Source organism: Bacillus sp. GW823-FHT06A11, assembly GCF_058795355.1.
The window spans coordinates 94691-118546 of record NZ_JBXAHS010000004.1 but is presented as its reverse complement, the minus strand read 5'-3'; the positions used below and the strand labels follow the sequence as shown (position 1 = coordinate 118546).

Annotated in this window: 26 protein-coding genes and 1 riboswitch; of the genes, 12 read left to right on the top strand and 14 right to left on the bottom strand. The window is 35.8% G+C overall.

Annotated features, from left to right (window positions below; translation table 11 throughout):
• Positions 1-286 precede the first annotated feature (286 nt).
• Positions 287-511 (bottom strand): YuzB family protein, encoded by a 225-nt coding sequence (locus tag AC1Q8L_RS19860; RefSeq protein WP_000526079.1) that lies wholly within the window; start codon positions 509-511, stop codon positions 287-289.
• A gap of 284 nt (positions 512-795) precedes the next feature.
• Here AC1Q8L_RS19860 and AC1Q8L_RS19855 point away from each other — a divergent pair, with 284 nt between their 5' ends.
• Together AC1Q8L_RS19855 and lipL are read left to right on the top strand one after the other, a co-directional pair.
• The gene (locus AC1Q8L_RS19855) at positions 796-1488 is read left to right on the top strand and encodes an RsfA family transcriptional regulator (RefSeq protein ID WP_000868358.1); all 693 of its coding nucleotides are present in this window, start codon (positions 796-798) and stop codon (positions 1486-1488) included.
• Positions 1489-1616: 128 nt separating this feature from the next.
• Positions 1617-2462 carry an octanoyl-[GcvH]:protein N-octanoyltransferase gene (gene lipL / locus AC1Q8L_RS19850; protein ID WP_000071941.1) on the top strand — a complete coding sequence of 282 codons (846 nt, stop codon included), beginning with the start codon at positions 1617-1619 and terminating at the stop codon, positions 2460-2462.
• Positions 2463-2511: 49 nt separating this feature from the next.
• On the opposite strand, the gene pta is transcribed toward lipL, so the two are convergent.
• Positions 2512-3483 (bottom strand): phosphate acetyltransferase, encoded by a 972-nt coding sequence (gene pta / locus AC1Q8L_RS19845; protein WP_000067217.1) that lies wholly within the window; start codon positions 3481-3483, stop codon positions 2512-2514.
• Positions 3484-3737: 254 nt separating this feature from the next.
• Here pta and hemQ point away from each other — a divergent pair, with 254 nt between their 5' ends.
• The 4 genes from hemQ to gerQ all read left to right on the top strand — a co-directional run bounded on the left by hemQ (position 3738) and on the right by gerQ (position 6997).
• Entirely contained in the window at positions 3738-4481 is a 744-nt protein-coding gene (gene hemQ / locus AC1Q8L_RS19840) for a hydrogen peroxide-dependent heme synthase (RefSeq protein ID WP_001287595.1), read from the top strand.
• 190 nt (positions 4482-4671) lie between these two features.
• The gene (locus AC1Q8L_RS19835; protein ID WP_098311680.1) at positions 4672-5943 is read left to right on the top strand and encodes a serine hydrolase; all 1272 of its coding nucleotides are present in this window, start codon (positions 4672-4674) and stop codon (positions 5941-5943) included.
• A gap of 175 nt (positions 5944-6118) precedes the next feature.
• Complete coding sequence (gene cwlJ, locus AC1Q8L_RS19830; RefSeq protein WP_000538155.1) at positions 6119-6541, top strand: cell wall hydrolase CwlJ; 423 nt, start codon at positions 6119-6121, stop codon at positions 6539-6541.
• Positions 6542-6568: 27 nt separating this feature from the next.
• Positions 6569-6997, top strand: a complete 429-nt coding sequence (gerQ, locus tag AC1Q8L_RS19825) for a spore coat protein GerQ (protein WP_000068652.1) — start codon at positions 6569-6571, stop codon at positions 6995-6997.
• Between the two features lie 30 nt (positions 6998-7027).
• Here gerQ and AC1Q8L_RS19820 read toward each other — a convergent pair whose 3' ends face one another.
• The 3 genes from AC1Q8L_RS19820 to AC1Q8L_RS19810 form a co-directional block, all read right to left on the bottom strand.
• Positions 7028-7396: a DUF423 domain-containing protein gene (locus AC1Q8L_RS19820; RefSeq protein ID WP_000688315.1), complete on the bottom strand. Its 369-nt coding sequence runs from the start codon at positions 7394-7396 to the stop codon at positions 7028-7030.
• A gap of 64 nt (positions 7397-7460) precedes the next feature.
• Positions 7461-7748, bottom strand: a complete 288-nt coding sequence (locus AC1Q8L_RS19815) for a YwdI family protein (RefSeq protein WP_001167346.1) — start codon at positions 7746-7748, stop codon at positions 7461-7463.
• Positions 7749-7754: 6 nt separating this feature from the next.
• A complete protein-coding gene (locus AC1Q8L_RS19810) occupies positions 7755-8747 on the bottom strand; it encodes a potassium channel family protein (protein ID WP_000993985.1) in 993 nt (330 codons plus the stop codon).
• A gap of 95 nt (positions 8748-8842) precedes the next feature.
• Between AC1Q8L_RS19810 and AC1Q8L_RS19805 the strand changes: the two genes are divergently transcribed.
• From AC1Q8L_RS19805 to AC1Q8L_RS19795, 3 genes are all read left to right on the top strand, one after another.
• The gene (locus AC1Q8L_RS19805; protein ID WP_000847014.1) at positions 8843-10126 is read left to right on the top strand and encodes a purine/pyrimidine permease; all 1284 of its coding nucleotides are present in this window, start codon (positions 8843-8845) and stop codon (positions 10124-10126) included.
• Between the two features lie 228 nt (positions 10127-10354).
• A complete protein-coding gene (locus AC1Q8L_RS19800; RefSeq protein ID WP_000221382.1) occupies positions 10355-11176 on the top strand; it encodes a Cof-type HAD-IIB family hydrolase in 822 nt (273 codons plus the stop codon).
• Between the two features lie 209 nt (positions 11177-11385).
• Complete coding sequence (locus AC1Q8L_RS19795; protein WP_000953396.1) at positions 11386-11679, top strand: DUF3817 domain-containing protein; 294 nt, start codon at positions 11386-11388, stop codon at positions 11677-11679.
• 38 nt (positions 11680-11717) lie between these two features.
• Here AC1Q8L_RS19795 and AC1Q8L_RS19790 read toward each other — a convergent pair whose 3' ends face one another.
• From AC1Q8L_RS19790 to AC1Q8L_RS19770, 5 genes are read right to left on the bottom strand one after another with little or no spacing between them, the layout of a single operon-like run.
• Entirely contained in the window at positions 11718-12395 is a 678-nt protein-coding gene (locus tag AC1Q8L_RS19790; RefSeq protein WP_000432541.1) for a uracil-DNA glycosylase, read from the bottom strand.
• 19 nt (positions 12396-12414) lie between these two features.
• A complete protein-coding gene (locus AC1Q8L_RS19785; RefSeq protein WP_001206475.1) occupies positions 12415-13407 on the bottom strand; it encodes a DUF2705 family protein in 993 nt (330 codons plus the stop codon).
• Positions 13400-14317 (bottom strand): ABC transporter ATP-binding protein, encoded by a 918-nt coding sequence (locus AC1Q8L_RS19780; RefSeq protein WP_000207730.1) that lies wholly within the window; start codon positions 14315-14317, stop codon positions 13400-13402. Before AC1Q8L_RS19780 ends, AC1Q8L_RS19785 begins: the two co-directional genes overlap by 8 nt.
• Positions 14314-15195: an SGNH/GDSL hydrolase family protein gene (locus AC1Q8L_RS19775; RefSeq protein WP_002094210.1), complete on the bottom strand. Its 882-nt coding sequence runs from the start codon at positions 15193-15195 to the stop codon at positions 14314-14316. Before AC1Q8L_RS19775 ends, AC1Q8L_RS19780 begins: the two co-directional genes overlap by 4 nt.
• A gap of 10 nt (positions 15196-15205) precedes the next feature.
• Entirely contained in the window at positions 15206-16183 is a 978-nt protein-coding gene (locus AC1Q8L_RS19770; protein ID WP_016513277.1) for a LacI family DNA-binding transcriptional regulator, read from the bottom strand.
• A 97-nt stretch (positions 16184-16280) separates the two neighbouring features.
• Here AC1Q8L_RS19770 and AC1Q8L_RS19765 point away from each other — a divergent pair, with 97 nt between their 5' ends.
• Positions 16281-16907 carry a YczE/YyaS/YitT family protein gene (locus tag AC1Q8L_RS19765; RefSeq protein WP_000943430.1) on the top strand — a complete coding sequence of 209 codons (627 nt, stop codon included), beginning with the start codon at positions 16281-16283 and terminating at the stop codon, positions 16905-16907.
• Positions 16908-16937: 30 nt separating this feature from the next.
• On the opposite strand, the gene AC1Q8L_RS19760 is transcribed toward AC1Q8L_RS19765, so the two are convergent.
• The 3 genes from AC1Q8L_RS19760 to AC1Q8L_RS19750 all read right to left on the bottom strand — a co-directional run bounded on the left by AC1Q8L_RS19760 (position 16938) and on the right by AC1Q8L_RS19750 (position 20562).
• Positions 16938-18233 carry a homoserine dehydrogenase gene (locus AC1Q8L_RS19760; protein WP_000659109.1) on the bottom strand — a complete coding sequence of 432 codons (1296 nt, stop codon included), beginning with the start codon at positions 18231-18233 and terminating at the stop codon, positions 16938-16940.
• Positions 18234-18374: 141 nt separating this feature from the next.
• Positions 18375-19280, bottom strand: coding sequence for a homoserine O-acetyltransferase MetA (gene metA / locus AC1Q8L_RS19755; RefSeq protein WP_001121532.1), 906 nt, complete (start codon positions 19278-19280; stop codon positions 18375-18377).
• Positions 19264-20562 carry a bifunctional O-acetylhomoserine aminocarboxypropyltransferase/cysteine synthase gene (locus tag AC1Q8L_RS19750; RefSeq protein WP_000504786.1) on the bottom strand — a complete coding sequence of 433 codons (1299 nt, stop codon included), beginning with the start codon at positions 20560-20562 and terminating at the stop codon, positions 19264-19266. Before AC1Q8L_RS19750 ends, metA begins: the two co-directional genes overlap by 17 nt.
• Positions 20563-20654: 92 nt before the next feature.
• A riboswitch (SAM riboswitch) is annotated at positions 20655-20759 on the bottom strand.
• Between the two features lie 320 nt (positions 20760-21079).
• Here AC1Q8L_RS19750 and AC1Q8L_RS19745 point away from each other — a divergent pair.
• A complete protein-coding gene (locus AC1Q8L_RS19745) occupies positions 21080-22309 on the top strand; it encodes a chloride channel protein (RefSeq protein ID WP_000182473.1) in 1230 nt (409 codons plus the stop codon).
• A gap of 45 nt (positions 22310-22354) precedes the next feature.
• Here the strand turns inward: AC1Q8L_RS19745 and AC1Q8L_RS19740 are convergent, their stop codons facing one another.
• Positions 22355-23050, bottom strand: coding sequence for a YjjG family noncanonical pyrimidine nucleotidase (locus tag AC1Q8L_RS19740; protein WP_000760188.1), 696 nt, complete (start codon positions 23048-23050; stop codon positions 22355-22357).
• A gap of 107 nt (positions 23051-23157) precedes the next feature.
• Here AC1Q8L_RS19740 and AC1Q8L_RS19735 point away from each other — a divergent pair, with 107 nt between their 5' ends.
• On the top strand, positions 23158-23829 hold the full coding sequence (locus AC1Q8L_RS19735) for a transcriptional regulator YeiL (RefSeq protein ID WP_000703309.1): 672 nt from the start codon (positions 23158-23160) through the stop codon (positions 23827-23829).
• The last annotated feature ends 27 nt before the right edge of the window (positions 23830-23856 follow it).

The following is a 23856-nucleotide window of genomic DNA, read 5'->3' as shown; positions in this document are numbered from 1 at the left end:
ATATTTATTAAAATGAAATTTATTCTCAAATAGTAATAAAAAAATTAGGTGAATTGTTATTTTCCTGATAATGATTCTCAGAATCAGACACTTCTATTCTACCTATCGCTTTAAAAGACTGTCAACCATTATTTTGAAATATAAATTTATATAAATTGGAACTTTAATACAAAAGTTATATCCATCCTTTAGAAAACGTTCGTCCACACAAGAGTACTTTCGCAGAATAAATCTTTCCTCTTATGGGCATAAAAAAAGAAGAGTAATCTTTTCACTCTTCTTTTTCTTACTTATTTAACTTTGCTTCAATTTTTACGATTAACTCATCTTCTGTTGGAGCCGCAACTGGACGGTTATTTACAAATGCGAATGATTTTTTACGACCAGGACCACAGTAAGACTGACATCCAACTTCAATCGTTGCACATGAATCTACTTTTTTTAACTTCGGAACTAACGTTTTAACGTTCGTTGCCTGACAGTCATCGCACACGCGAAATTCGTTTCCCATTATATAACACTTCCTCTATTTTAAACTTTTCTCAAGTTCGTTTAAAAATAAACACTAAATGGTATTTTACCGCTCTTTGAAGCTCGTTGCAAGTTTCCCTACAAAGCCTATTCTCTACATAATGCTACATATTTATATGCTCTCCTACAGAAGCGCTCACCATTCATGGGAAAATTTTTACCTTTCATCGAAATCTACCATATTTTTAAAAGCTTTGTATAAAAGTTTATTTTTTTGCCCATTATAAAAATAGGAAGTTCATAAAAAGAAAGGGAGTTGAATCTATGAAAGTAAGACAAGATGCTTGGACAGATGAGGATGATTTATTACTTGCTGAAACGGTACTTCGTCATGTTCGAGAAGGAAGTACGCAATTAAATGCATTTGAGGAAGTAGGAGATCAGTTAAATCGTACATCTGCTGCTTGTGGTTTCCGCTGGAATGCTGTCGTTCGCTATAGCTATGAACAAGCTCTTCAACTAGCAAAAAAACATCGTAAAGATAAAATGCGTGCTGCAAGCGGTGAACAAGCGAAAAAACGTTTACTTTATACACCACCAGCTTCAGATTCGATAACTGATTATGAAGAATTAGTACAAGAGGAATCAATCGTACAATATAAAGAAGCTATTCCATATCAAGAATCTACTGCTCCTGCTGCAAGAAGCTCTATGACAATGCAAGATGTTATTTATTTTTTACAAACAGTCGGATCTTCAAATATAAAAGTGACAGCTCTTGAAAACGAGAATACGAGATTGAAACAAGAAATTAAAGCACAAATCCTTCGGAATGAGGAACTAGAAAAGAAACTAGAAAAGTTAGAAAAGCAATCTCATACTGTACAAGAAGATTACGAAACACTTATGAACATTATGAACCGAGCTCGTAAATTGGCAGTCATGGATGACGAAGAACGTTCTCAAACATCTTTCCGAATGGACCGAAACGGTAATTTAGAAAAAATTGCAGAATAAAAAGGATGCATGTAATGCATCCTTTTTATTATTTCACCTTTAAGCTCCTCCTTTATATGTGAGAAAACTCCATTCTTCATTTTTTGCTATAATAGAGATTGTCATTTTAAAGATAAGGGGTTAGTTATATGAGCAATTCCCGTTCCATTTTATCTCAGCCAGAGTGGCGCATTGTAGATCAGTCTAGTTTGGGACCAACATTCCATGCACTTCAGTCATTCGCAATGGATGACACATTATGCACAAGCATTGGAAATGGCAAGTCAGCCGCAACAATGCGTTCTTGGGTTCATCACAATACAATTGTCCTTGGCATTCAAGATTCACGCCTTCCGCATTTAGAAGAAGGTATTTCTTTTTTAAAACAACACAACTTCAATGTTATTGTTCGTAATTCTGGCGGGCTTGCAGTCGTGCTTGATGAAGGTGTTTTAAACGTATCACTTTTATTCCAAGAAACAGAAAAAGGTATCGATATTGATCTTGGATACGATACGATGTGGCATTTAATTAAGGAGATGTTAAAGGATGACAACGTTACTATCGAGGCAAAAGAAATTGTTGGCTCTTACTGTCCTGGTAGTTATGACTTAAGTATTCGCGATCAAAAATTCGCTGGTATTTCACAACGTCGTATTCGCGGCGGTGTCGCTGTCCAAATTTATCTCTGTGCTACCGGAAGTGGCTCTGAGCGTGCCGCACTCGTTCGTGATTTCTACAACCTAGCAATTCAAGGAAAAGAAACACGCTTTACGTACCCTGAAATTGTACCAAGTACGATGGCCTCACTCTCAGAATTACTTGGCGAAACCATTACAGTACAAGATTTAATGATGCGTCTTTTAAAAACATTGCAGCAATTCGCTCCAAAGTTAACACCATCTCAATTAACAATAGATGAGATTCCTTTATATGAGACGAATTTACAACGTATTATTGATCGTAATAATAAAGCACTTGGCTTAGAAAAATAAAAATGACCACCCTAAGGGTGGTCATTTTCCATACTAATTCATTTTAGAATTAAAGTGCTTGAGCTGCTGTAATTAAAGCTAACTTGTACACTTCTTCTTCGTTACATCCACGAGACAGGTCATTTACAGGCATGTTTAAACCTTGTAAGATTGGTCCTACTGCTTCGAAGTTACCTAAACGTTGAGCGATTTTGTAGCCGATATTACCAGCTTCTAAGCTTGGGAATACGAATACGTTAGCATCACCTTTAATTGTAGAACCTGGAGCTTTTTTCTCAGCTACAGATGGTACGAATGCAGCATCGAATTGGAATTCTCCATCTAAAGTTAACTCAGGAGCCATTTCTTTTGCAATGCGAGTTGCTTCTACAACTTTTTCTGTTTCTGAAGATTTCGCAGAACCTTTTGTAGAGAAGCTTAACATAGCAACACGTGGATCAATGCCGAATAACTCAGCAGTTTTCGCACTTTCGATACCGATTTCAGCTAAATCTTGGCTGTTTGGTGCAATGTTAATTGCGCAATCAGCGAATACATATTTCTCTTCTTCACGTACCATGATGAATACGCCAGAAGTTTTTGTAACGCCTGGTTTTGTTTTAATAATTTGAAGTGCCGGACGAACTGTATCAGCTGTAGAGTGAGCTGCACCACTTACTAAACCGTGTGCTTTGCCCATGTATACAAGCATTGTACCGAAGTAGTTTTCGTCTTTAAGGATTTTGCGAGCGTCTTCTTCAGTTGCTTTACCTTTACGGCGTTCAACGAAAGATGCTACCATTGCATCCATTTCTTCGTATGTAGCTGGGTCGTAAATATCAACGCCTGCTAATGTTAAATTCATGCTAGCAGCTTTTGCGCTAATTTCTTCCTTATTACCAACTAAGATTGGTTTTACTAACTCTTCTTTTGCTAAACGCTCTGCAGCGCCTAAAATTCTTTCATCAGTTCCTTCAGGAAGTACGATAGAAATGCCTTTTCCTTGAACTTTTTCTTTTACTGTTGTAAATAAGTTGCTCACGAATAACCCCTCCTACATATGTTAAAAAACTCTATCTTTAAGAATACTGCTTTTCTTCTATATTTTAAACTTATAGCTCCCAAAAAATAGATAAAATAAAAATGATTATATTTTCATAAAATTCAGACGTTAAATTCACCTCGCTTAAACACTTAAATGTGACAATTTTATGCGCCAAGGTTTTATATAGATGATTTTAAAACTATATATGCTATAGTTAACGTGTAAAACTATCATTAACTGAGGTGAATAGAATGAGTGAAGCAACAACAACGTTAGATGGCTGGTATTGTTTACATGATTTACGTTCTATTGATTGGGCTGCATGGAAAACATTATCTAGCGACGAACGCGGACAAGCAGTGTCTGAATTTTTAAATGTCGTTGAAAAATGGAACGAAGTAGCTACTGCGAAAAAAGGTAGTCACGCAATGTATACAGTTGTTGGTCAAAAAGCTGATATTATGCTTATGATTTTACGTCCAACAATGGAAGAGTTAAATGAAATTGAGACAGAATTGAATAAAACAACATTAGCTGAATATATGGTTCCTGCATATTCTTACGTATCTGTTGTTGAACTAAGCAACTACCTTCCAGCTGATGAGGATCCATATCAAAATCCACAAATTTTAGCTCGCTTATATCCTGAATTACCGAAAGCAAATCATATTTGCTTCTATCCAATGGATAAGCGTCGCCAAGGTGATGACAACTGGTACATGCTTCCTATGGAAGAGCGTAAAAAAATGATGTACAGTCACAGCAAGATTGGTCGCCAATACGCAGGGAAAGTACGCCAAGTTATTTCAGGATCTGTTGGATTCGATGATTTCGAGTGGGGCGTAACATTATTCGCTGACGATGTTCTTCAATTTAAGAAACTTATATATGAAATGCGATTTGATGAAGTAAGTGCTCGTTATGGTGAATTCGGAACATTCTTCGTTGGAAACATCTTACCAGACGAAAAAGTAGAGAAATTTTTACACATATAATATTGAAAAAGGGACGAAATTCGTTCCTTTTTTTATTTCCCTCTATATTTCTCCTCAAAAAACTCCTTTTTCCCGCAAATTCGAACAAAAACCGACAAATCCCTTACAAAATTGTAACTTTTCTATATCCAAATTCATGCTAAAATGGTACGAGCTATATGCTAATAACGATGCGAAGGTGATAATTTATATGAAGAAAATCTTGTCTATTTTACTAGCGCTTCTATTGTCAATTTTTTCCTTAGGAGTAACAACATCCCATGCGGAAGAAAAAATACAAATAGAAGCTGCTGCTGCACTTCTATTTGATGCAGATACAGGGAAAATACTGCATGAACAAAACCCAGACGAACTGCTAGCTATTGCTAGTATGTCAAAATTAATTGTTGTTTACGCTGGTTTAGAAGCAATTAAAGAAGGGAAAATTACTTGGGATACGAAAGTAAATATTTCCGATTACGCTTATGAAGTCTCACGTAATAATGAATTCTCTAACGTACCATTTGAGAAAGGACGTCAATATACTGTAAAAGAATTATATCATTCTATTGTTATCTTCTCTGCAAACGGGTCTAGTATTGCTTTAGCAGAGCTACTTGCAGGAAGTGAGAAAAACTTCTTAAATCTTGCAAATGAACATGCAAAAAAACTAGGGTTAAAGAAATATAAATTTGTAAACGCTACTGGTTTAAATAACGCTGACTTAAAAGGGAAACATCCCGAGGGTACTGATCCAAATGCAGAAAACTCTATGTCAGCTCGCGATATGGGTATACTTTCAAAAGTAATGATTACAAAGTATCCAGAAATGCTAGAGGATACAAAACAAAGATTTAGAAACTTCCCAGACAATCATCCAAAACCAATTCGTATGGAAAACTGGAACTGGATGTTACCAGGAGCTGCCTTCGCTTATGAAGGTACTGATGGTTTAAAAACAGGAAGTTCTGATACAGCTGGATATGGATTTACTATTACTGCGAAACGCGGTGATTTACGTCTTATCTCGGTTATTATTAAAACGAAATCAATGGACGAGCGCTTCACAGAATCTCGTGAATTAATCGAATATGGATTTAATAACTTCGAAAAACAAAAGCTCAAGGTTGATAAAAATAACACAATCTCTGTAGTAAAAGGGAAAGAAGATCAAGTAACGGTTGCACCTGAAAAAGAAATAACAGTAATTGCGAAAAAAGGTAGCAAAGATCCTTATAAAATTGGGACTGAATTAGATAAATCTCTTGCTGAAGATGGACATTTAGTTGCTCCTGTTAAGAAAGATGCTAAAGTAGGCTCAATTACTTTAGCATCAACTGATAAATATGGTTTCTTAGACGGTAGTAAAAGTATGAAAGTTACTGCAAAAACAACAGAGGAAGTTGAAAAAGCAAATTGGTTTGTGCTAACAATGCGCTCTATTGGAGATTTCTTCTCAAACTTATGGTCTAAAGTATTTTAATGATGAAAAGCTAGCTCACGCTAGCTTTTTTTATTTTCCTCTCTCAATGTAAAACTTCGTTTGGTTGTCATATCTGAGTCCTTTTTCTCATACGTATGAACTAGTAATTGTTCCACACTTCATCTAGAAATAAACCTCTTTCCAAAAGGTATTACAAAAAGAGAGGTGACACATAATGGGTGTTATTGCTTATAACGAAGCAGATGTAAAGTTGTTAGCTAGACTGATGCGTGCTGAAGCCGAAGGAGAAGGGCAACAAGGAATGTTAATGGTCGGAAACGTTGGGGTAAATCGTGTCCGCGGAAATTGTTTAGACTTTAAAAGTATTCGTAATTTACGTCAAATGGTGTATCAAAATCCTGGTGGTTTTGAGGCAACACAAAAAGGATATTTTTATCAAAGAGCCCGTGAACAAGATATCGCCTTAGCAAGGCGAACTATTCAAGGACAACGTTTTTGGCCCGCTAACTTTGCCTTATGGTTCTTTAGACCTGAAGGTCCTTGTCCACCAACTTGGTATAACCAACAAAACTCTGGTCGCTTCAAAAAGCACTGCTTCTTCCAACCATCTGGTGAAGACTGTCCTAGCGTATATTAAGAGATGAAAATGAGGAGGGATTTTTGAATGGCACAGCAACAAAATCCGTACTATGGAACAGGTTTTTATCAACCATCTGGAACTTATGTCCAACCACAACAAATGACTCAACAACAACAGCAAGCAATGCAACAACAAACAGCTCAAGCTGCGCAAGCTCAATATGCAATTTCTCAAGGCATGTTACCTCTAGAGCAATCCTATATTGAAAATATCCTTCGTTTAAACAAAGGTAAGCAAGCTACAGTTGTAATGACTTATGAACGTGGCAGTTCCCTTGGTACACAATCTTATACAGGTATTATTGAAGCAGCCGGCCGTGACCATATCGTTATTAGTGAACCGCAATCAGGAAAACGCTATTTACTATTAATGATCTACTTAGATTACGTAGAATTTCCAGAAGAAATTACGTATTTACCTAGTCAACAAGCAACTTATACTCCAAGACCATAAAAAAAGCTGGCAAATGCCAGCTTTTGTTTTTTATAATCCTTTTACAACTGCAGTCCCTACTAGAATCCACGCCACAATAAACGCTACACCACCAAGAGGTGTAATTGGGCCAAAGAACTTAATGCCTGTCGTACTTAATGCATACAAACTACCTGAGAACATAATAATCCCAGCTACCATTAGCCAACCAGCAGTAGTTAAAAGTGATGATTGAACCTTATCCATCAATAAAGCAACTACGAATAATCCACCTGCATGAAACATCTGATATGTAACGCCTGTTTTCCAAACTTCTAACATTTTCGCAGAAATTTTATTTTCTAAACCATGTGCTCCAAAGGCCCCTAACGCAACAGATAGCCCCGCTGCAATACAACCTAGTAAAAAGAAAATTTTCATCTTAATTCCCCTTTTTTACCTTTATCATAAGCAATTTTTTCATATAAGCCAAACGATTTAATTCTTAAAAATCAAATAAAGAATTACCATTTGCACCTTCTTCTTTTATATACACAGGCTCTCCAGAAACTGGTATAACTGGTTGAACTGTTGTTATAGGCTGTGATCCAATTACTTGCGATTGAATTTGCGGCTCCCTATACGTAGAAGATTCAACCTGTTCATCTAATAGTAAATCGCATAAAGCACGCACAACTAATAAATGTTCTTTTGACTTTTGTCCTTCGCTACTTTTTGCCTTCGCAATTTCATTCGCCATTTTATTTAAAATCTTGTCACTAGATATTTGCATTCCTTATCACCTCGTACTTTGTAATTCTTTCTCAAATTGTCCCAGTTTCTCTACTGAACCAAATACTATTATCATATCATGTTCTTGTAGTTTTTCCTGCCCTGTTGGATTATGTATAATATTCCCATTTCTTGAAATCGCTAATATCGTTACATCAAACTGATTCCTTACATTACTCTCTAGTAACGATTTACCGACTAGTATTGAATCTTTGCCAACTAGAATTTCTTCAATGACAAATGACTGTTCTACTCCATACAACACTGTATCAATATAATGAACGGTTAATGGATTTGCAATACCTTTTGCTATATGAATACCTGCCATACTAGATGGATTAATAACCTTATTTGCACCAGCACGCCTTAATTTCTCTTCAGTTTCTGGCTTTTCAGATCTCGCCACAATTTTAATCGTATCGTTTAATCCTCTTGCTGTTAATGTAATAAATACATTTTCGGCATCATTTGCAACAATAGCAACTAAACCAGCTGCTTTTAAAATTCCGGCATTATGTAATACTTGATCTTCCGTTGCATCTCCATGTACAAATAAAAGCTTTTCCTGCTCCAATATACTTTCATCTTTATCAACAACGACAAATGGAATGTTCTTTTCTTGCAATTCATGTACAACTTGAAGCCCCACTCTACCGCAACCACATACTATAATATGATTTTTCAACTGCGCTATTTGTTTATCCATCTTCTTCCTCCGTACTGCATGAAATAAATTCCCTTCAATAATCATAGCTGCCACTACCCCAATTGCATACGTAACAATACCTACACCAACAGGAATAATAAGGAGCGCAAATACTTTCCCTGCTTGCGTTACAGGAACAGCATCTCCGTATCCAACAGTCAATACAGTAATCATCGTCATCCAAAATGCTTGAAACAAACTAATCTCTTCAATTGTCATAAATCCTATCGTTCCTAGAATTACAACAAAAGTCATACATATAACTGCTATCCATAATTGCTTACGTGCATTCATACCGTGTTTCAACTCTTTTCTCTATCTACAATCTTTGCCAGTGGAAATAAAATACGTATATACTAGATACGGAATCTATGAAAGAGGTTGATATAATGAAGACATTTCTTTCCGCCTTACAATGGGCACTATTTATTTTAGCTGGAAGCCTTATTGTACCAATTAGTGTCGCAACTAGTTATGGTCTTGCTGGCGCTGAAGCCATTGCATTCGTACAAAGAACATTATTTGTTCTAGGCTTTGCAGGTCTCTTGCAAGCTATATTTGGGCATAAACTTCCTATTCAAGAAGGTCCTGCTGGCCTTTGGTGGGGAATTTTCTCCCTTTACGCAAGTTTAGGCGTCGTATTATTTGGATCAAGCAATGAGACACTTAAAGTTCTTCAATATGCTTTCTTATTAAGCGGTATTATTTGTATTATTCTTAGCGTTTTTGGACTTATTGATAAACTCGTTCGCTATTTTACACCGACAGTCATTGGAACGTATTTATTTCTTCTTGTCGCGCAACTCAGTGGCTCCTTCTTAAAGGGAATGTTTGGCCTTGATGGAAAACATACAGAAGTACAACCTAACGTATTTATTCTTTCACTCATTGTTATTTTACTATCCTTTTTCATCATGAAGCTACCTATTATTGGACAATATTCCGTTCTTTTCAGTATCATATGCGGCTGGATATTATTCGCATGCTTCGGATTATCTAATCCAATAACACCAGTGACAGACATAATCCGTTTTCCGTCCTTATTTGTTTTCGGCATGCCTCGTGTTGAATGGAATATGGTAATTACGGTCATATTTGTTACACTCTTACTTCTAACAAATATGTTAGCAAGTATTCGCGTTGTACAAAAGGTTGTCTCTAAATATGAAGAAAATGCTGCATCAGATCGTTTTAAACAAGCCGGCATTATAACAGGAATCAACCAATTGCTAGGTGGCCTGTTTTCAGCTATTGGGCCTGTCGCTATTTCTGGATCAGCAGGTTTTATTGCAACGACTAATATTTATAAACGTCTCCCTTTTATATTAGGATCAAGCTTTATTATTGTCGTTAGTATATTCCCAAAGATCACTTCATTCTTTGCAGCAATCCCTGTTGCAGTTGGTTATGCCGCTATTTATCCTGTATTCGCAAGCATGATTGGCCTCGCCTTTCGAGAATACGAAACTGTCCAGGATAAAGAACAATTATTTAAAGTAGCCGGTCTTTCAATCTTCACAGGAGTCGGAGTTATGTTTGTTCCAGCAGGAGCATATTCCACACTTCCACCATTTCTAGCATCGTTTTTAAGTAACGGTCTCGTTCTTGGATCTGTAATGGCCATTTTGCTAGAAATACTATTTTCTCGTTCCACAGCAAAACAAATATCGTAAATTGGAAAACTTCCATTATTGCACTCTACCTTTAGAGTTGTTACGATAAAATCAAACTTGAATCATTGGGGTTTTATCCATCCCCAATGATTATTAACCGATATTATGAGCAACACACTCATAATGATTTATCTACTTCTTTTCAAAGAGGTTTGATGTCTTACTATTATTCCTCAACATCTTCATGAACATGTATTTTGATTTCAATTAAAGAAAGGAATTTTCTATATGACTTATAAAATGATTGTTTTAGATTTAGATGATACTTTATTACGTGATGACCATACTATTTCACCTCGTACGAAAGAAGCGTTAATGACTGCACAAGAGCAAGGGGTAAAGGTTGTACTTGCTTCTGGACGTCCAACGTTTGGTATGCGCAATGTAGCCAAAGAACTTCGCTTAGAAGAATACGGCAGTTTCATTCTATCTTTTAATGGCGCAAAAATTATTAACTGTAAAACAAACGAAGAAATCTTTAGTAGTACACTATCTCCTGAAATCGTTCACAACCTATTTGAAATTAGTAAAACTGAAGATGTATGGATTCATACTTATATGGGCGATGATATCGTAACGGAAGAAAATAATCCTTATACTGAAATTGAGGGCGATATTACTGGTATGCCAATTGTTGTAGTAGATGACTTTAAAGCCGCAGTTAAAGAGCCTGTAGTAAAAGTATTAATGAATAAAGAAGCTGAACGCCTTGTTGAAGTTGAAAAGAAACTACAAAAACAACTAGAAGGCCAATTAAGTGTGATGCGTTCGAAACCATTCTTCTTAGAATTTACTGAAGCCGGTGTTACAAAAGGAACGAGCTTAAACAAACTGATTCAAAAGCTTGGCATTAAGCGTGAAGAAGTTATCGCAATGGGCGATAGCTATAACGACCAAGCAATGATTGAATTTGCTGGTCTTGGTGTTGCAATGGGCAATGCACCTGATGATATTAAAGAAATTGCAAACTACGTAACAGATACAAATATGAATGATGGTGTCGCAAAAGTTGTAGAGAAATTCGTTTTAAAAACGGATGTACTTGTTTAATATTTTCATTCACAAAACCTATTTGAAGTCAAATACTTCAAATAGGTTTTTATTTAAATTCTCATGCTTTTGTGACTATATTTTGAACTTTGCACTATTCTCGTAGTGTAAACTTTCTTTTTGTATATAATGAAACAAAATAGACTATTTTATTTTGAAAAAGAATACAAATTTACTATATACAAGCATACGTTAAAGGAGGCTACTTTATGTTATCTACACCAATCGGACGATTAAGAGCAATTGGACTAGTTGAGGGTATTTCTTTCCTATTACTATTATTTGTAGCAATGCCATTGAAATATTTCGCAGGATTTGCAACAGCTGTTAAAATTACAGGAATGGCTCATGGTGTTCTGTTTATTCTATTCATCTTTGCAGTAATTCAAGTAACAATCGTACACCGTAAATCAATTTTATGGGCACTTGGAGCATTTGTTTCATCAGTTATCCCATTTGGTACTTTTGTACTAGATGCAAAATTAAAGAACGAACAACAATAATAAAAAGGTAGTTAACGACTGTTAACTACCTTTTCTATTTATAAATTTGGAATTTCCCAATCAATTTCTCTTTCTCCCATATTAGCTAAAATCGTATTTACTTTAGAGTATGGCTTACTACCAAAGAAACCACGTCTTGCCGATAATGGGCTTGGATGTACAGATTCGATAATATGATGATTCGGATTCGTAATTAACTTCTTCTTCGCCTGCGCATGGCGCCCCCACAATATGAAAACAACTGGCTTTGCACGTTCGTTCAACAGTTCAATCACACGATCTGTGAAGTGCTCCCATCCTTTTCCCTTATGAGAATTTGCTTCGCCTTGACGAACTGTTAATACAGTATTTAGTAGTAATACTCCTTGTTCCGCCCATTTTACTAAATAACCGTTATTCGGGATTTCATAACCATATTCATCTCGAAGTTCTTTGTACATATTTAACAATGATGGTGGTGTTTTAACATCAGGTTGTACAGAAAAACTTAAACCATGCGCTTGATTCGGTCCATGATATGGATCTTGTCCTAAAATAACAACCTTTGTATTTTCATAACTTGTATACTGAAGAGCGTTAAAAATATCTTCTACCTTCGGATAAACAACATGCGTGCTGTACTCTTCTGTCAAAAAACTGGATAGAGTACGATAATACTCTTTCTCAAATTCTGGTGCCAATAATGGTCCCCAATCATTCTTTAAAACATTTTCCATACTGTCACTTCCTGTCTAATTAATTCAACATATCCTGTTTTGTAAATACTAAGAACGAAATAATAAGGGAAACAACTGCCCAAACAGTTAAATTCATCAAAGAAAATCCCATTGATAAGCCTTGTAATGCAGGTAATTTTCCTGATAAATAATCCGTTAATGATAAGTTCACGCTAAAAATATATTTCGCACCTTCCCAAGATGTTGCGAATGAGCTTAAGATACCGCCTGCAATTAATGCAGCTAGCATAACGCCCATACCAGCTGGTGTATTACGAATTAAAACAGAGACCATAAATGATATAGTTCCGACAACGATAGCAACAAACCAGGCTAGTCCATACGCCATTAAGATGTATTGCCACTGCGGAATAAGATGCACAAAGTTCGTATTTAACGTTTCCTTATCAATGACGAATCCTGTTAAAACAGGTAAATTCCATCCCGAGTATCCAAATACAAGCCCTGATAATATGTAAGCAAACAAACCTACAAGAAACAGTATGAGCGAAATGAAAAATAACATCGTCACGTATTTACTAAGGAGTATTTTCCAGCGCCGAATCGGCCGCGTAAGTAACATCTTCATTGTCCCATCACTTCGTTCTCCTGAAACGATATCAATAGCGACAATCATTACGAGAAGCGGAATAAACAATGTAATTCCTTGTTCAATAAATGCTCTGACAAAAGTCGGTGCACCCGGTGCCATCGGGTTAATATCATGATCTAAATAATATTGTTGTTGCTCAACTCTTACCTTTAACCAATCACGCCATTCTTCTGGCAACCTAGAATTGTTCAACCGGTTCTGAGAATCAACAATTTGCTGTTGCAATGAAACCTTCCAATCAGTTGTACCGAGTCTTTTTTGTGTCGTTTCTATTTCACGATACTGCGCGTACACAAAAAGCGGGATCAAGATTGCTAAAATAAGCATCACAACAAAAATACGTTTCTTACGGTAAATCTTTTCTGATTCATTTAAAACTAGATTCGCAAATTCACGCATGCTGCTCACCCCTTGTGAGTTCAATAAATAAATCTTCTAGCGTAAATACAAGCTCCTTAACGCTATGTACATCTATTTCATTTTCTACAAATTTTTTATTCCAACTACTTATAGATGCAATATCCATGCGGCATAGTAATCGCTCGCCTTTTACACTCACTTCTCTTATTTCCTCGGCCGCTTCTAGCATATCTTTCGCCTTAGAAATTGGTGTAACAATCCATTCTACACGATCACTTGCTGTTTTAATTAATTCTTCAACCTTGGCAACTGTTATCATCTTTCCTTTATGAATAATAGCAACGCGATCGCATATCATTTGCACTTCACTTAGCAAGTGACTTGAAATAAACACGCTCATATTTTCTTCTTTCACAAGCTTATGTATAAATTCCCTAAGTTCTCTAATCCCTGCTGGATCTAAACCATTCGTTGGCTCATCTAATATAAGCAATTTAGGATTCCCAAGGAGCGCCTGTGCAATTCCAAGGCGTTGTTTCATACCAAGTGAGTACGTTTTTACCTTGTCATGAATTCTTTCATCTAAATGAACCATTTCAGCAATTTCAATAATACGTTCATCTGATATATCACCTAACATACGAGCAAATTGCTTTAAATTTTCCCATCCTGTTAAATATGTATACAACTCTGGGTTTTCAACGATACTCCCAATTTGACGCATCGCTTCTCTGAAATTTTCCTTAATCGAATAACCACCGATAGAAATCTTACCTTCTGTCGCCTTAATCAATCCGACTAACATTCGAATGGTAGTCGTCTTTCCAGCACCGTTTGGTCCTAGGAACCCGAACACTTCTCCTTGCTTTACATCAAAGGAAATATTCTCTACAAGAGTCTTGTTTCCAATTACCTTCTTCAAGTCTCGTACGGAAAGTATCGTCGTCATTTTACCCCTCCTTGTTCTAGTTTTAATTTACTTACAACATTTTGAACTAAACGTTCTGCCATATACGTATAACCTACTTCATTCGGATGAAAATGATCAGAGTATAATAAATCTTTCCCGCGGTTTTGGAATAAATCAAATGTCGGTGTAATATACACATTTTTATCGTTTAGCGCTAACTTCTCTAAAGATGCATTCCAGTCCACAACAATGTTTGAAGACCCTTTTAAATCTTCTACATCTTCAAAAGGATTGTATAAACCAAGCCAAAAAATCGGACTATCTGTATTTAATTTACGAATTTCTTCTATAATTTTCTTTGCTTCATTTTGAAACGTTTCTGTATCAGGACGATACGTCTCTAAATCTATTTTCCCGAGCGATTCCCAGCCTGGGAACAAATCATTCCCGCCAATCGTTAACACGATTACATCTGCTTGCTTAATTGAATATTGAGCGCCACTACTCTCAATTTGTTTTAATAAATCGGGCATTTTTGCACCACTAACTGCTAAATTTGTTAATGCAATTTTTTGCTTATAATCTTTTTGTAAATCCTCTTTCATTCGCCCAACATAGCCAATTCCTTCTTTATCACCAACGCCACGCGTTAATGAATCACCTAAACTAACGATTTGTAACGTTCCCGTTTTCTTTTTCTCTTTTGCCACTACATCGGTCTTTTTAATTAAATTTGAAGCTTTCGGATTTAATACATCATTTACACCTGAAACAAAGCCATATGCAAATAAACAGAAAGATGCAATTGTAATGAGTAGAATTACTTTTACTACTTTTGATCTCATATCAAAACCCCTTTTAGCCCTCATAGATTGTCCATAATTATACCAAACGAAATTTTGAAAAGCGATTTTCACACCTTCTCAATTATGTCGTTTCTCTATCTACTAACTCTGGTAATAACTCTATATGCTTCACATCTAATTTCTCTTCATTAATCTTTTCATATAATAATTCGAACGCTTTCACTCCAACGTTTTTACTAGAATGCGAAATCGTCGTTATACCCAATATATCTGCCACCTCTTGATCATCACACCCGATAATCGTAATATCCTCTGGAATACGAACTCCTTGTTTTTTTGCTTCTGTAACCATCCCCGCTGCAATATGGTTACAAGATACAAGGAACGCCGTCGGTTTTACTGACATATGAGCCCATTCTCTAATTACATTGCGTCCATCTTCCACTGTAAAACATCCCTCAAATTTCCAGGTCTCTAACGATGTTACGATACTCTGTTGAAGCGAATCTTCGTACGCCTTCTTTCGTCTTTGGCTATTAACGCTATTACTTCTTCCAATACAATATCCAATACGTGTATGACCGGCATCTATTAAGCTTTTCATCCCACGTGAAAATACTTTGTAGTAATCGATATGGACACTTGAAATATACTTCGAATCTATTTCTTCACACATAACAATTGGGCCGAATTTCGTATATTCTTCAAGCTTCTCCTTATTATTTGTCCGAGAACAAATAATAACCCCATCAAGCTTTTTCATTTTTAACATATTTAAAATTTCTAGTTCTCTTTCTTCGCTATAATTTGTCTGGCAAAGCATCATATTATAATTATTCTTTGCTGTTTCTTTTGATATCCCCTCGATAATAGCACTATAATATTGATCATTTACGTGTGGCAATAAAACGCCAATTACATTCGTTTTTCCTTTCACTAAATGAATTGCATTCACGTTTTGCGTGTAATTTAATTCTTCTATAATTGCTAAAATTTCTTTTCGTTTCTGTTCATTTACGTACGGATGATTATTTAGTACACGTGAAACAGTTGAAACAGATACTCCAGCAAGTTCAGCAATCTTTCTTATATTTGTCATCTCATTTTCCCCTTCTCACAAAAATTCTCCCTTGACCTGGTAAGCTTTCCACAATATATCCTTTCCTAGCAAATACATTTAGAAAGGATATACAACTATGCTTCGATTCAAATTAAAATATATATTTTTCATTGGCGGTTTACTCATTCTTGCCATCGGTATTAATATGATGACAACAATTACTTCCTTTGGACTTAGTCCTTATGATTCCTTCTTTATTGCACTATATCAAAATTTTGGGATAAGTATTGGTTTTTGGATTTTCATGATTAACTTTGCCTTTACACTTATCGTACTCTTTTGGAATAAAAAACAAATTACAATCGGTACAATTGTAACGATGATTCTTATTTCTCTTTTTGTTGATTGGATTGGTTCCATTACAACTATTATGGACGCTATCCGCTCTCTTCCAAAATATATAACACTTATTTGCGGAAATCTATTCGTTGGAGCTGGAATTGGTCTTTACGTCTCTACAAACCTTTGCGCAGCGCCTCAAGAAGCTTTCGTTTTAACGGTTGCTGAAAAGAAAAAATGGACGTTTAGAAGAACAGAGATTTCATTAGCCTTTTTATTTTTAACGTTAAGCTTTTTATTAGATGGACCTATCTATTTTGGAACAATCATCTTATCCTTTACAACAGGCTGGATTATCCAAGCATTTATTCAAGTTGGTACGCAGATTTTAAATAGAAAAGAGCCTATTAAGCAAGCTGCTTAATAGGCTCTTTCTGTTTTATGGTAAGAGATACTACTTAGCATCCCCTTCAATTCGATAGTTCGCTTTCAAACAATCGATTTCTTCATACCCTTGCAACGTATGTAGAATATAATCATAATCAGCAAGAGACGCACGATGCGTTACAATTACAATTTCAGCCTTTCCTTTCTCTTCAAGCGGCATTTGAATAATCTTTTCAAAGCTAACGCCACGCTCAGAGAACAGTGAAGTAATTTTTGCAAATACACCAATTTCGTCTTTTACATGAAGTCTTAAAAACTTTTTCACGACAATTTCGTCTGGCTCTTTTAATACTTTTTGATATTGTGGGACTACTGCACTATTTCCTGTTACCCCTAATCTAATATTTTGCATTACAGCAACTAAATCCGAAACAACAGCTGTCGCTGTCGGTAAACTTCCTGCGCCTGGTCCATAAAACATCGTTTCTCCAACTGCTTCACCGTACACATACACAGCGTTATATTCATTTTGTACTGCCGCAAGAGGATGTGTATTTGGAAGTAAAGTTGGTTCAACTGTAACCTCCAATTTTTCACCATCTCGTTTTGCAAGACCGATTAATTTAATTGTATAACCTAAGCTCTTACTGTATTCAATATCTTCCTCTGTAATAGAGGTAATCCCTTTTACTTTCACATCTCCAAGCTCTACATTTGTAGAGAAACCGAGAGTAGCTAAAATCGTCATTTTTCTTGCTGCATCTAAACCTTCTACGTCTGATGTTGGATCTGCTTCTGCAAATCCAAGTTGTTGGGCTTCTTTTAACACGTCGTTATATGCTCTCCCTTCGTCTGACATTTTCGTCAAAATAAAATTTGTCGTTCCATTTACAATTCCCATTACTTTCGTAATAAGATCTGAAGAAAGTCCTTCTACGATACTGCGTAAAATTGGAATTCCTCCTGCCACACTCGCCTCATAGAATAAATCAGCCTTATTATCTTTTGCTGTCGCTAATAATTCAGCTCCATGTAATGCCATTAAGTCTTTATTTGCAGTTACAACATGCTTTCCGCTTTTTAAAGCTTGTAAAATATATGATTTTGCATCATCAATGCCACCCATCACTTCGATGACAACATCAATATTTGGATTATCTAAAATTTCATTTGCATCTTGTGTTAATAGAGTAGAAGGTACCTCTACCTCTCTCTCTTTCTCAATGTTTTGCACTAATACTTTCGTTACCTTAACTGGACAACCTACTTGGTGTATGAGTCGTTCTTGATGATCCGTAATAATACGAACCACACCACTGCCAACTGTCCCAAGACCTAATAACCCAACTTGAATTTCTTTCATAGTACTGTCCACCCCTCAAAAATTGTGTTTAGATGAAATTATATGAGTAAAAAATCTGAAAAACAATGTATTTTGAACATTCGGAAAAATATAAGTTAATCTTTACAAGGAAAACGTTGCCACGTGTTACACAATCTTTCTTTACAATATATAAGGGGTTTCTTGATACACGTAATAATTCAACCAATTAGAAAACAATAAATTACCATGACTCCTCCACCTAACAAGCGGCTTTTCATCTGGATTATTATGTTTAAAATAGTTTTTTGGCACATCAATATTTAATCCCTTGTCACGATCTCGTTCGTATTCTTGTTTTAACGTCTCACAACTATATTCGCTATGTCCAAGGGCAAAAACTTGCCTTCCTTCTGGCCCAATAACAAGGTGAACACCTGCTTCTTCAGAGTTTGCTAACAATGTTAATTCTTTCACTTCTCTAATATCATTCTCTCGTACTTCTGTATGACGAGAATGCGGAGCAAAAAACAATTCATCAAATCCTTGTAACAATTTCACATGTTGCTCGCAAACCTCATGTTCAAATACACCGAACATTTTTTCCTTAAGGGGATACTTTGGAACACCATAATGATAGTACAAACCAGCCTGTGCCCCCCAGCAAATATGGAGCGTAGATGTTACATTCGTTTTTGAATACTCCATAATACGTTTAAGCTCTTCCCAATAATCTACTTCTTCAAAAGAAAGAGTTTCAACTGGTGCTCCTGTAATAATGAGCCCATCAAATTTTTCATTTTCAATATCACGAAACGTTTTATAAAAGCTCGTTAAATGGTTCTGCGCTACATTACGAGACAGATGTGATTCCATATGAAGTAAATGAACATCTAATTGCAACGGTGTGTTTCCAATTAAGCGAAGTAATTGTGCCTCTGTATCTTGCTTCGTTGGCATTAAATTTAATATAGCAATTTTCAAAGCGCGTATATCTTGTGTTTCTGCTCGCTCCTTCGTCATTACAAAAATATTTTCTTTTTGCAACACTTTGCGAGCCGGTAAATCTTTATCAATTATGATCGGCATGTGTTTTGCCTCCAACTAGAGCTGCTTCCAAATCTGCAATAATATCAGAAACATCTTCTATACCAACCGATAAACGAATTAAATCAGATGTAACACCAGCTAAACGCTGATCTTCAGCATTTAATTGTCTATGCGTCGTACTAGCGGGATGTATAACGCAAGTTCGTGCATCAGCTACGTGCGTTACAAGAGTTGCTAGTTTTACATTTGCGATAAATTCTTTTGCTGCTTCTAATCCCCCTTTAATACCAAATGTTAAAACCCCACTAGCACCTTTTTTCAAATACTTTTGTGCTAACGAGTAATTTTCATTACTATCTAATCCCGGATAATTCACCCATTCAATACGTTCATGATTAGCAAGCCACTTAGCAACTGCCAGAGCATTTTCGCTATGACGCTCCATTCGTAAATGCAAAGTCTCTAAGCCAATATTGCTAATATATGCATTGAATGGGCTCATACAATTTCCATAATCTCTTAATAGTTGAACACGTGCTTTCACAATATATGCTGCTGCACCAAAGTTTTGAACGTAACTTACACCGTGATAACTTGGATCTGGTTCAACAAGCTCAGGATATTTTCCATTTGTCCAATCAAAGTTTCCACCGTCAATTACAATACCGCCTAAAGAGCTCGCATGCCCATCGATATATTTAGTCGTAGAATGAACAATAATATTTGCCCCATATTCAAACGCTTGGCATAAATAAGGAGTTGCTAATGTATTATCAACGATAAAAGGTACCTCTAATTCTTTAGCGGCAGCTGAAAATTCTTTGAAATTTAAAACATTCATCGCTGGATTTCCTAATGATTCTGCATAGATAAGTTTCGTCTTATCGTTAGCAAGTGCCGTAATTTCATCTGCCGTTAAATTTGGATTAAAGAACGTAACATCAATGCCAAGCTTACGTAAACTCACCCCAAATAAATTAAACGTTCCCCCGTAAACAGTTGAAGAGCAAAGTAAATGATCCCCACTACTACAAATATTTAAAACTGCGAGCATAATAGCTGCTTGCCCAGAAGCCGTTGCAACAGCTCCTACACCGCCTTCTAAATCTGATAACTTCTGCTCAAATGCGGCTAGAGTAGGGTTTCCAATACGCGTATAAATATATCCTTCTGCCTCTAAGTTAAATAGAGCTGCTAAATCATCCGAAGTATCGTATTTATACGTTGTGCTTTGATAAAGTGGTAAAACACGTGGTTCACCATTCTTTGGCGTATAGCCACCTTGCACACAAATCGTTCCTTTTCCCCATGATTCTCCCATCTCTCATTCTCCTTTCTTTTATACAAAATAAAAAACTGCCCCCTTCCTGAAAACAAGAAAGGAGCAGTTTGAAAACACGCTCTAAAGGCTCTTTCTTATCTCTCAGGATTACTACCTGCAGGATTTGGCACAATTCCGTTATACGGCTGTTGCCAAGGTTTCATCGGGCCTGTCCCTCCACCTTTTCTTGATAAGACTATGCAATTACCGTTGATTTTATAGCAATAATTTCCTAATGTCAAACAGTTTTTCTGAATGTTCTAAAATAAATGTTAACAGTTTCATATAAAGCAACAAAAGAAATATATTCTAGTCTATTTCAAAAAAGACCTTTAAAAAACTCAAATCAGTCTATAAAATTAAATAAGTAATTTAACCTATAAATTCAAATTCTCTAAAATTCAGCCTATATGTTGAATAGGCGGTCCTCTCAAAAAGATACTATATATATTCAATCCATTTTCCACTAGTATATTTCACTTTTTCCCTACTGAGATTTACATAACGGAGGTATAACATGACAAATAAAAAAGATATGCAGTACATACTTGCTCTATATGGCATTCTTCTAGGATCTATAGTAGGAGCTACAGTCTGGTTATTTTTAGTCACAATAAATATTGGAATCCACTTTATTTGGAGATACCTGCCTGAAGTTCTCTCTTATCCCTCTTATTACACCCTTTGCGTAACAATAATTGGCGGGGTCCTCGTTGGTCTATCACAAAAATATTTCGGTATATATCCACGCCTTATGCCTGAAGTGATGACTGAATATAAAAAAACTGGTCGAATCGAATATCGCTTTGTCCATCAGGCTACTTTAACAGCGATTATTGTTTTAATTTTCGGAGCTAGTCTTGGTCCAGAAGCCGCACTAGTTGGAATTATAGGCGGACTGTGCACATGGGTAGGGGATCGCTTTAAATTTGCCTTAAAGGGTATGAATGAGCTAACCGAGATTGGAATTGGCGCTACTTTAAGTGTCATTTTTAACGCACCATTATTCGGTTATTTAGCACCGAATGAAAATGAGGGGGAACAAATTGCTGCTTTTTCTAAAGGAAAAAAGGCAATTGTATACTTAGCTACTACTTTCGCAGGTTTTTCTGTTTATTTACTACTGAGTAAACTCGATAATCGTGGATCCTTTATTGTTGATTTCGGGGAAGGTGCACTTTCTTTCAATGAATGGATCGCATTTCTTCCACTTGCTAGTATAGGTGCTATAGTTGGTTTCTTTTATTTCAAGTTAGAATTCACATTAGAGAAGTTAATTCACCCTTTTAGGGAATACAAGCTGACACTCGGAATTATCGGTGGCATTTTATTAGGAATTGCAGGAACTTTTCTTCCGTACACATTATTTTCAGGGGAACATCAATTAAAAGAGTTAGTTGTTGAATGGAGCCATTTATCTTTTTGGATACTACTTCTTTCAGGGATTTTAAAGTTGTGTATTACTGCCGTTTGTTTGAACACAGGGTGGCGGGGTGGACATATATTCCCAATTATATTTTCCGGATCAAGTATTGGATACGCTATAGCATCTATTCTTCCTATAGATCCAGTAGCATCCGTTGCTATCGTAACGACAGCAATTTCGAGCTATGCGTTACGAAAGCCAATAGCTATAACATTACTATTACTTATGTTTTTCCCGCTTAATTTACTATTGCCAATGCTTGGTGCAGCTGCTATCGGGAATGCCTTTCCACTCCCAAAACATAACGAAAATACAAATTAACAAAAATAGACATTGGAGACGAAAGCTCCACTGTCTATTTTTTTATTACACATGCTGCTTTAATAACGCTTCTAACTCCTCAAAATTATGCACTTCATATGTCGGTATAATCCCACTATCATTTAACTTCCTTTCTGGATTAAACCAACAAGTATCAATTCCCGCTACATATCCACCTTTAATATCCGCGCTTAATGAATCCCCAATAATCAGCCCTTCTTCAGGTGCAAAGTTAGGAATCCGTTCAAAAACATAATCAAAATACTCTTTCATCGGCTTTTGAAAACCTGTATCTTCCGAAACAAAAACATCTTTAAACAATGAATGTAACCCTGCATTACGCAAACGTTTATCTTGCGTCTTAGAAACACCATTTGTCACTATATACAACTCATACTCCCCTTGAATTTGATTTATAAATTCAAACGCACCTTGCATGAGTTGATTTCCTTCTTCTAAGTAGTTACGGTAATTATTTTCGAATAATATTCCATCTACTTCTTCTCCATACTCTTTAAACAACAGAGAGAATCGTGTATTTACAACTTCATTGCGTGATAGTTCCCCTTTTTCAAAAGCATCCCAAAGACCTTTATTTATTTTTTTATAACGAGCCTCTATCTCGTCTGTTAAAGGGATTCCCTTCTCTTCAAAAAGCACCCGTAAAGCCACTTTTTCAGCCTTTTGGAAATCTAATAATGTATCATCTACATCAAATAGCAATGTTTTATATTTTTTCATAAACTCATCACACTCTCTTTTCTACAAAAACAAATTTACATAAATCGTATCATTCCTTCTTGTAAAGATAATAGGAGATATCTCATACTATAAATAGAGGTGAAAATATGAAAATCAGCAAAAATGAGGAAGAAATTTATCAATACATGCAAATCCATCAATTCCATACCCTATTTTCATTTCATGTCTTGCCATATGTAGAGCTACATTCTTTTCAAACGAAAGAGATGATATGTAGCGAAGGAAATACTCTCCCTTATCTCTATTACTTAATTTCTGGGAAGGCAAAAATATATATGAGTCATAAAAACGGGAAGGTTTCATTAATTAATTTTATTCAAGCACCATCTTTTATAGGGGAATTAGGATTAATAGGAGTAGAAAATATTACTAAGTCCGTTGAAGTACTAGAAGATTGTGTTTGTTTGGCACTTCCTCTTAAAGATTGTCAGCAACTTTTATTACAAGATGCAACGTTTTTACAGCACTTATGCAAATTTATTGGAGAAAAGACAATTACTCGCACTGAAAATTACGCAAAAAACTATAGTTATCCTTTTGAAAATCGATTAGCTGCTTTTATTTTATTAACAGAACAAAATAATTGTTATATAGAAAAGCATACTGAGGCCTCGGAATATTTAAATATCAGCTACCGTCATCTTTTATATGTATTAAATCAGTTTTGCCAACAAAATTACTTAAAAAAAGACGGAAGAACCTATTACATACGAGATCGAATTCAATTAAAAAAACTTGCTGATGAACTAAAAATATAAAAAAAGCAGCATTAACGTTTACATGTT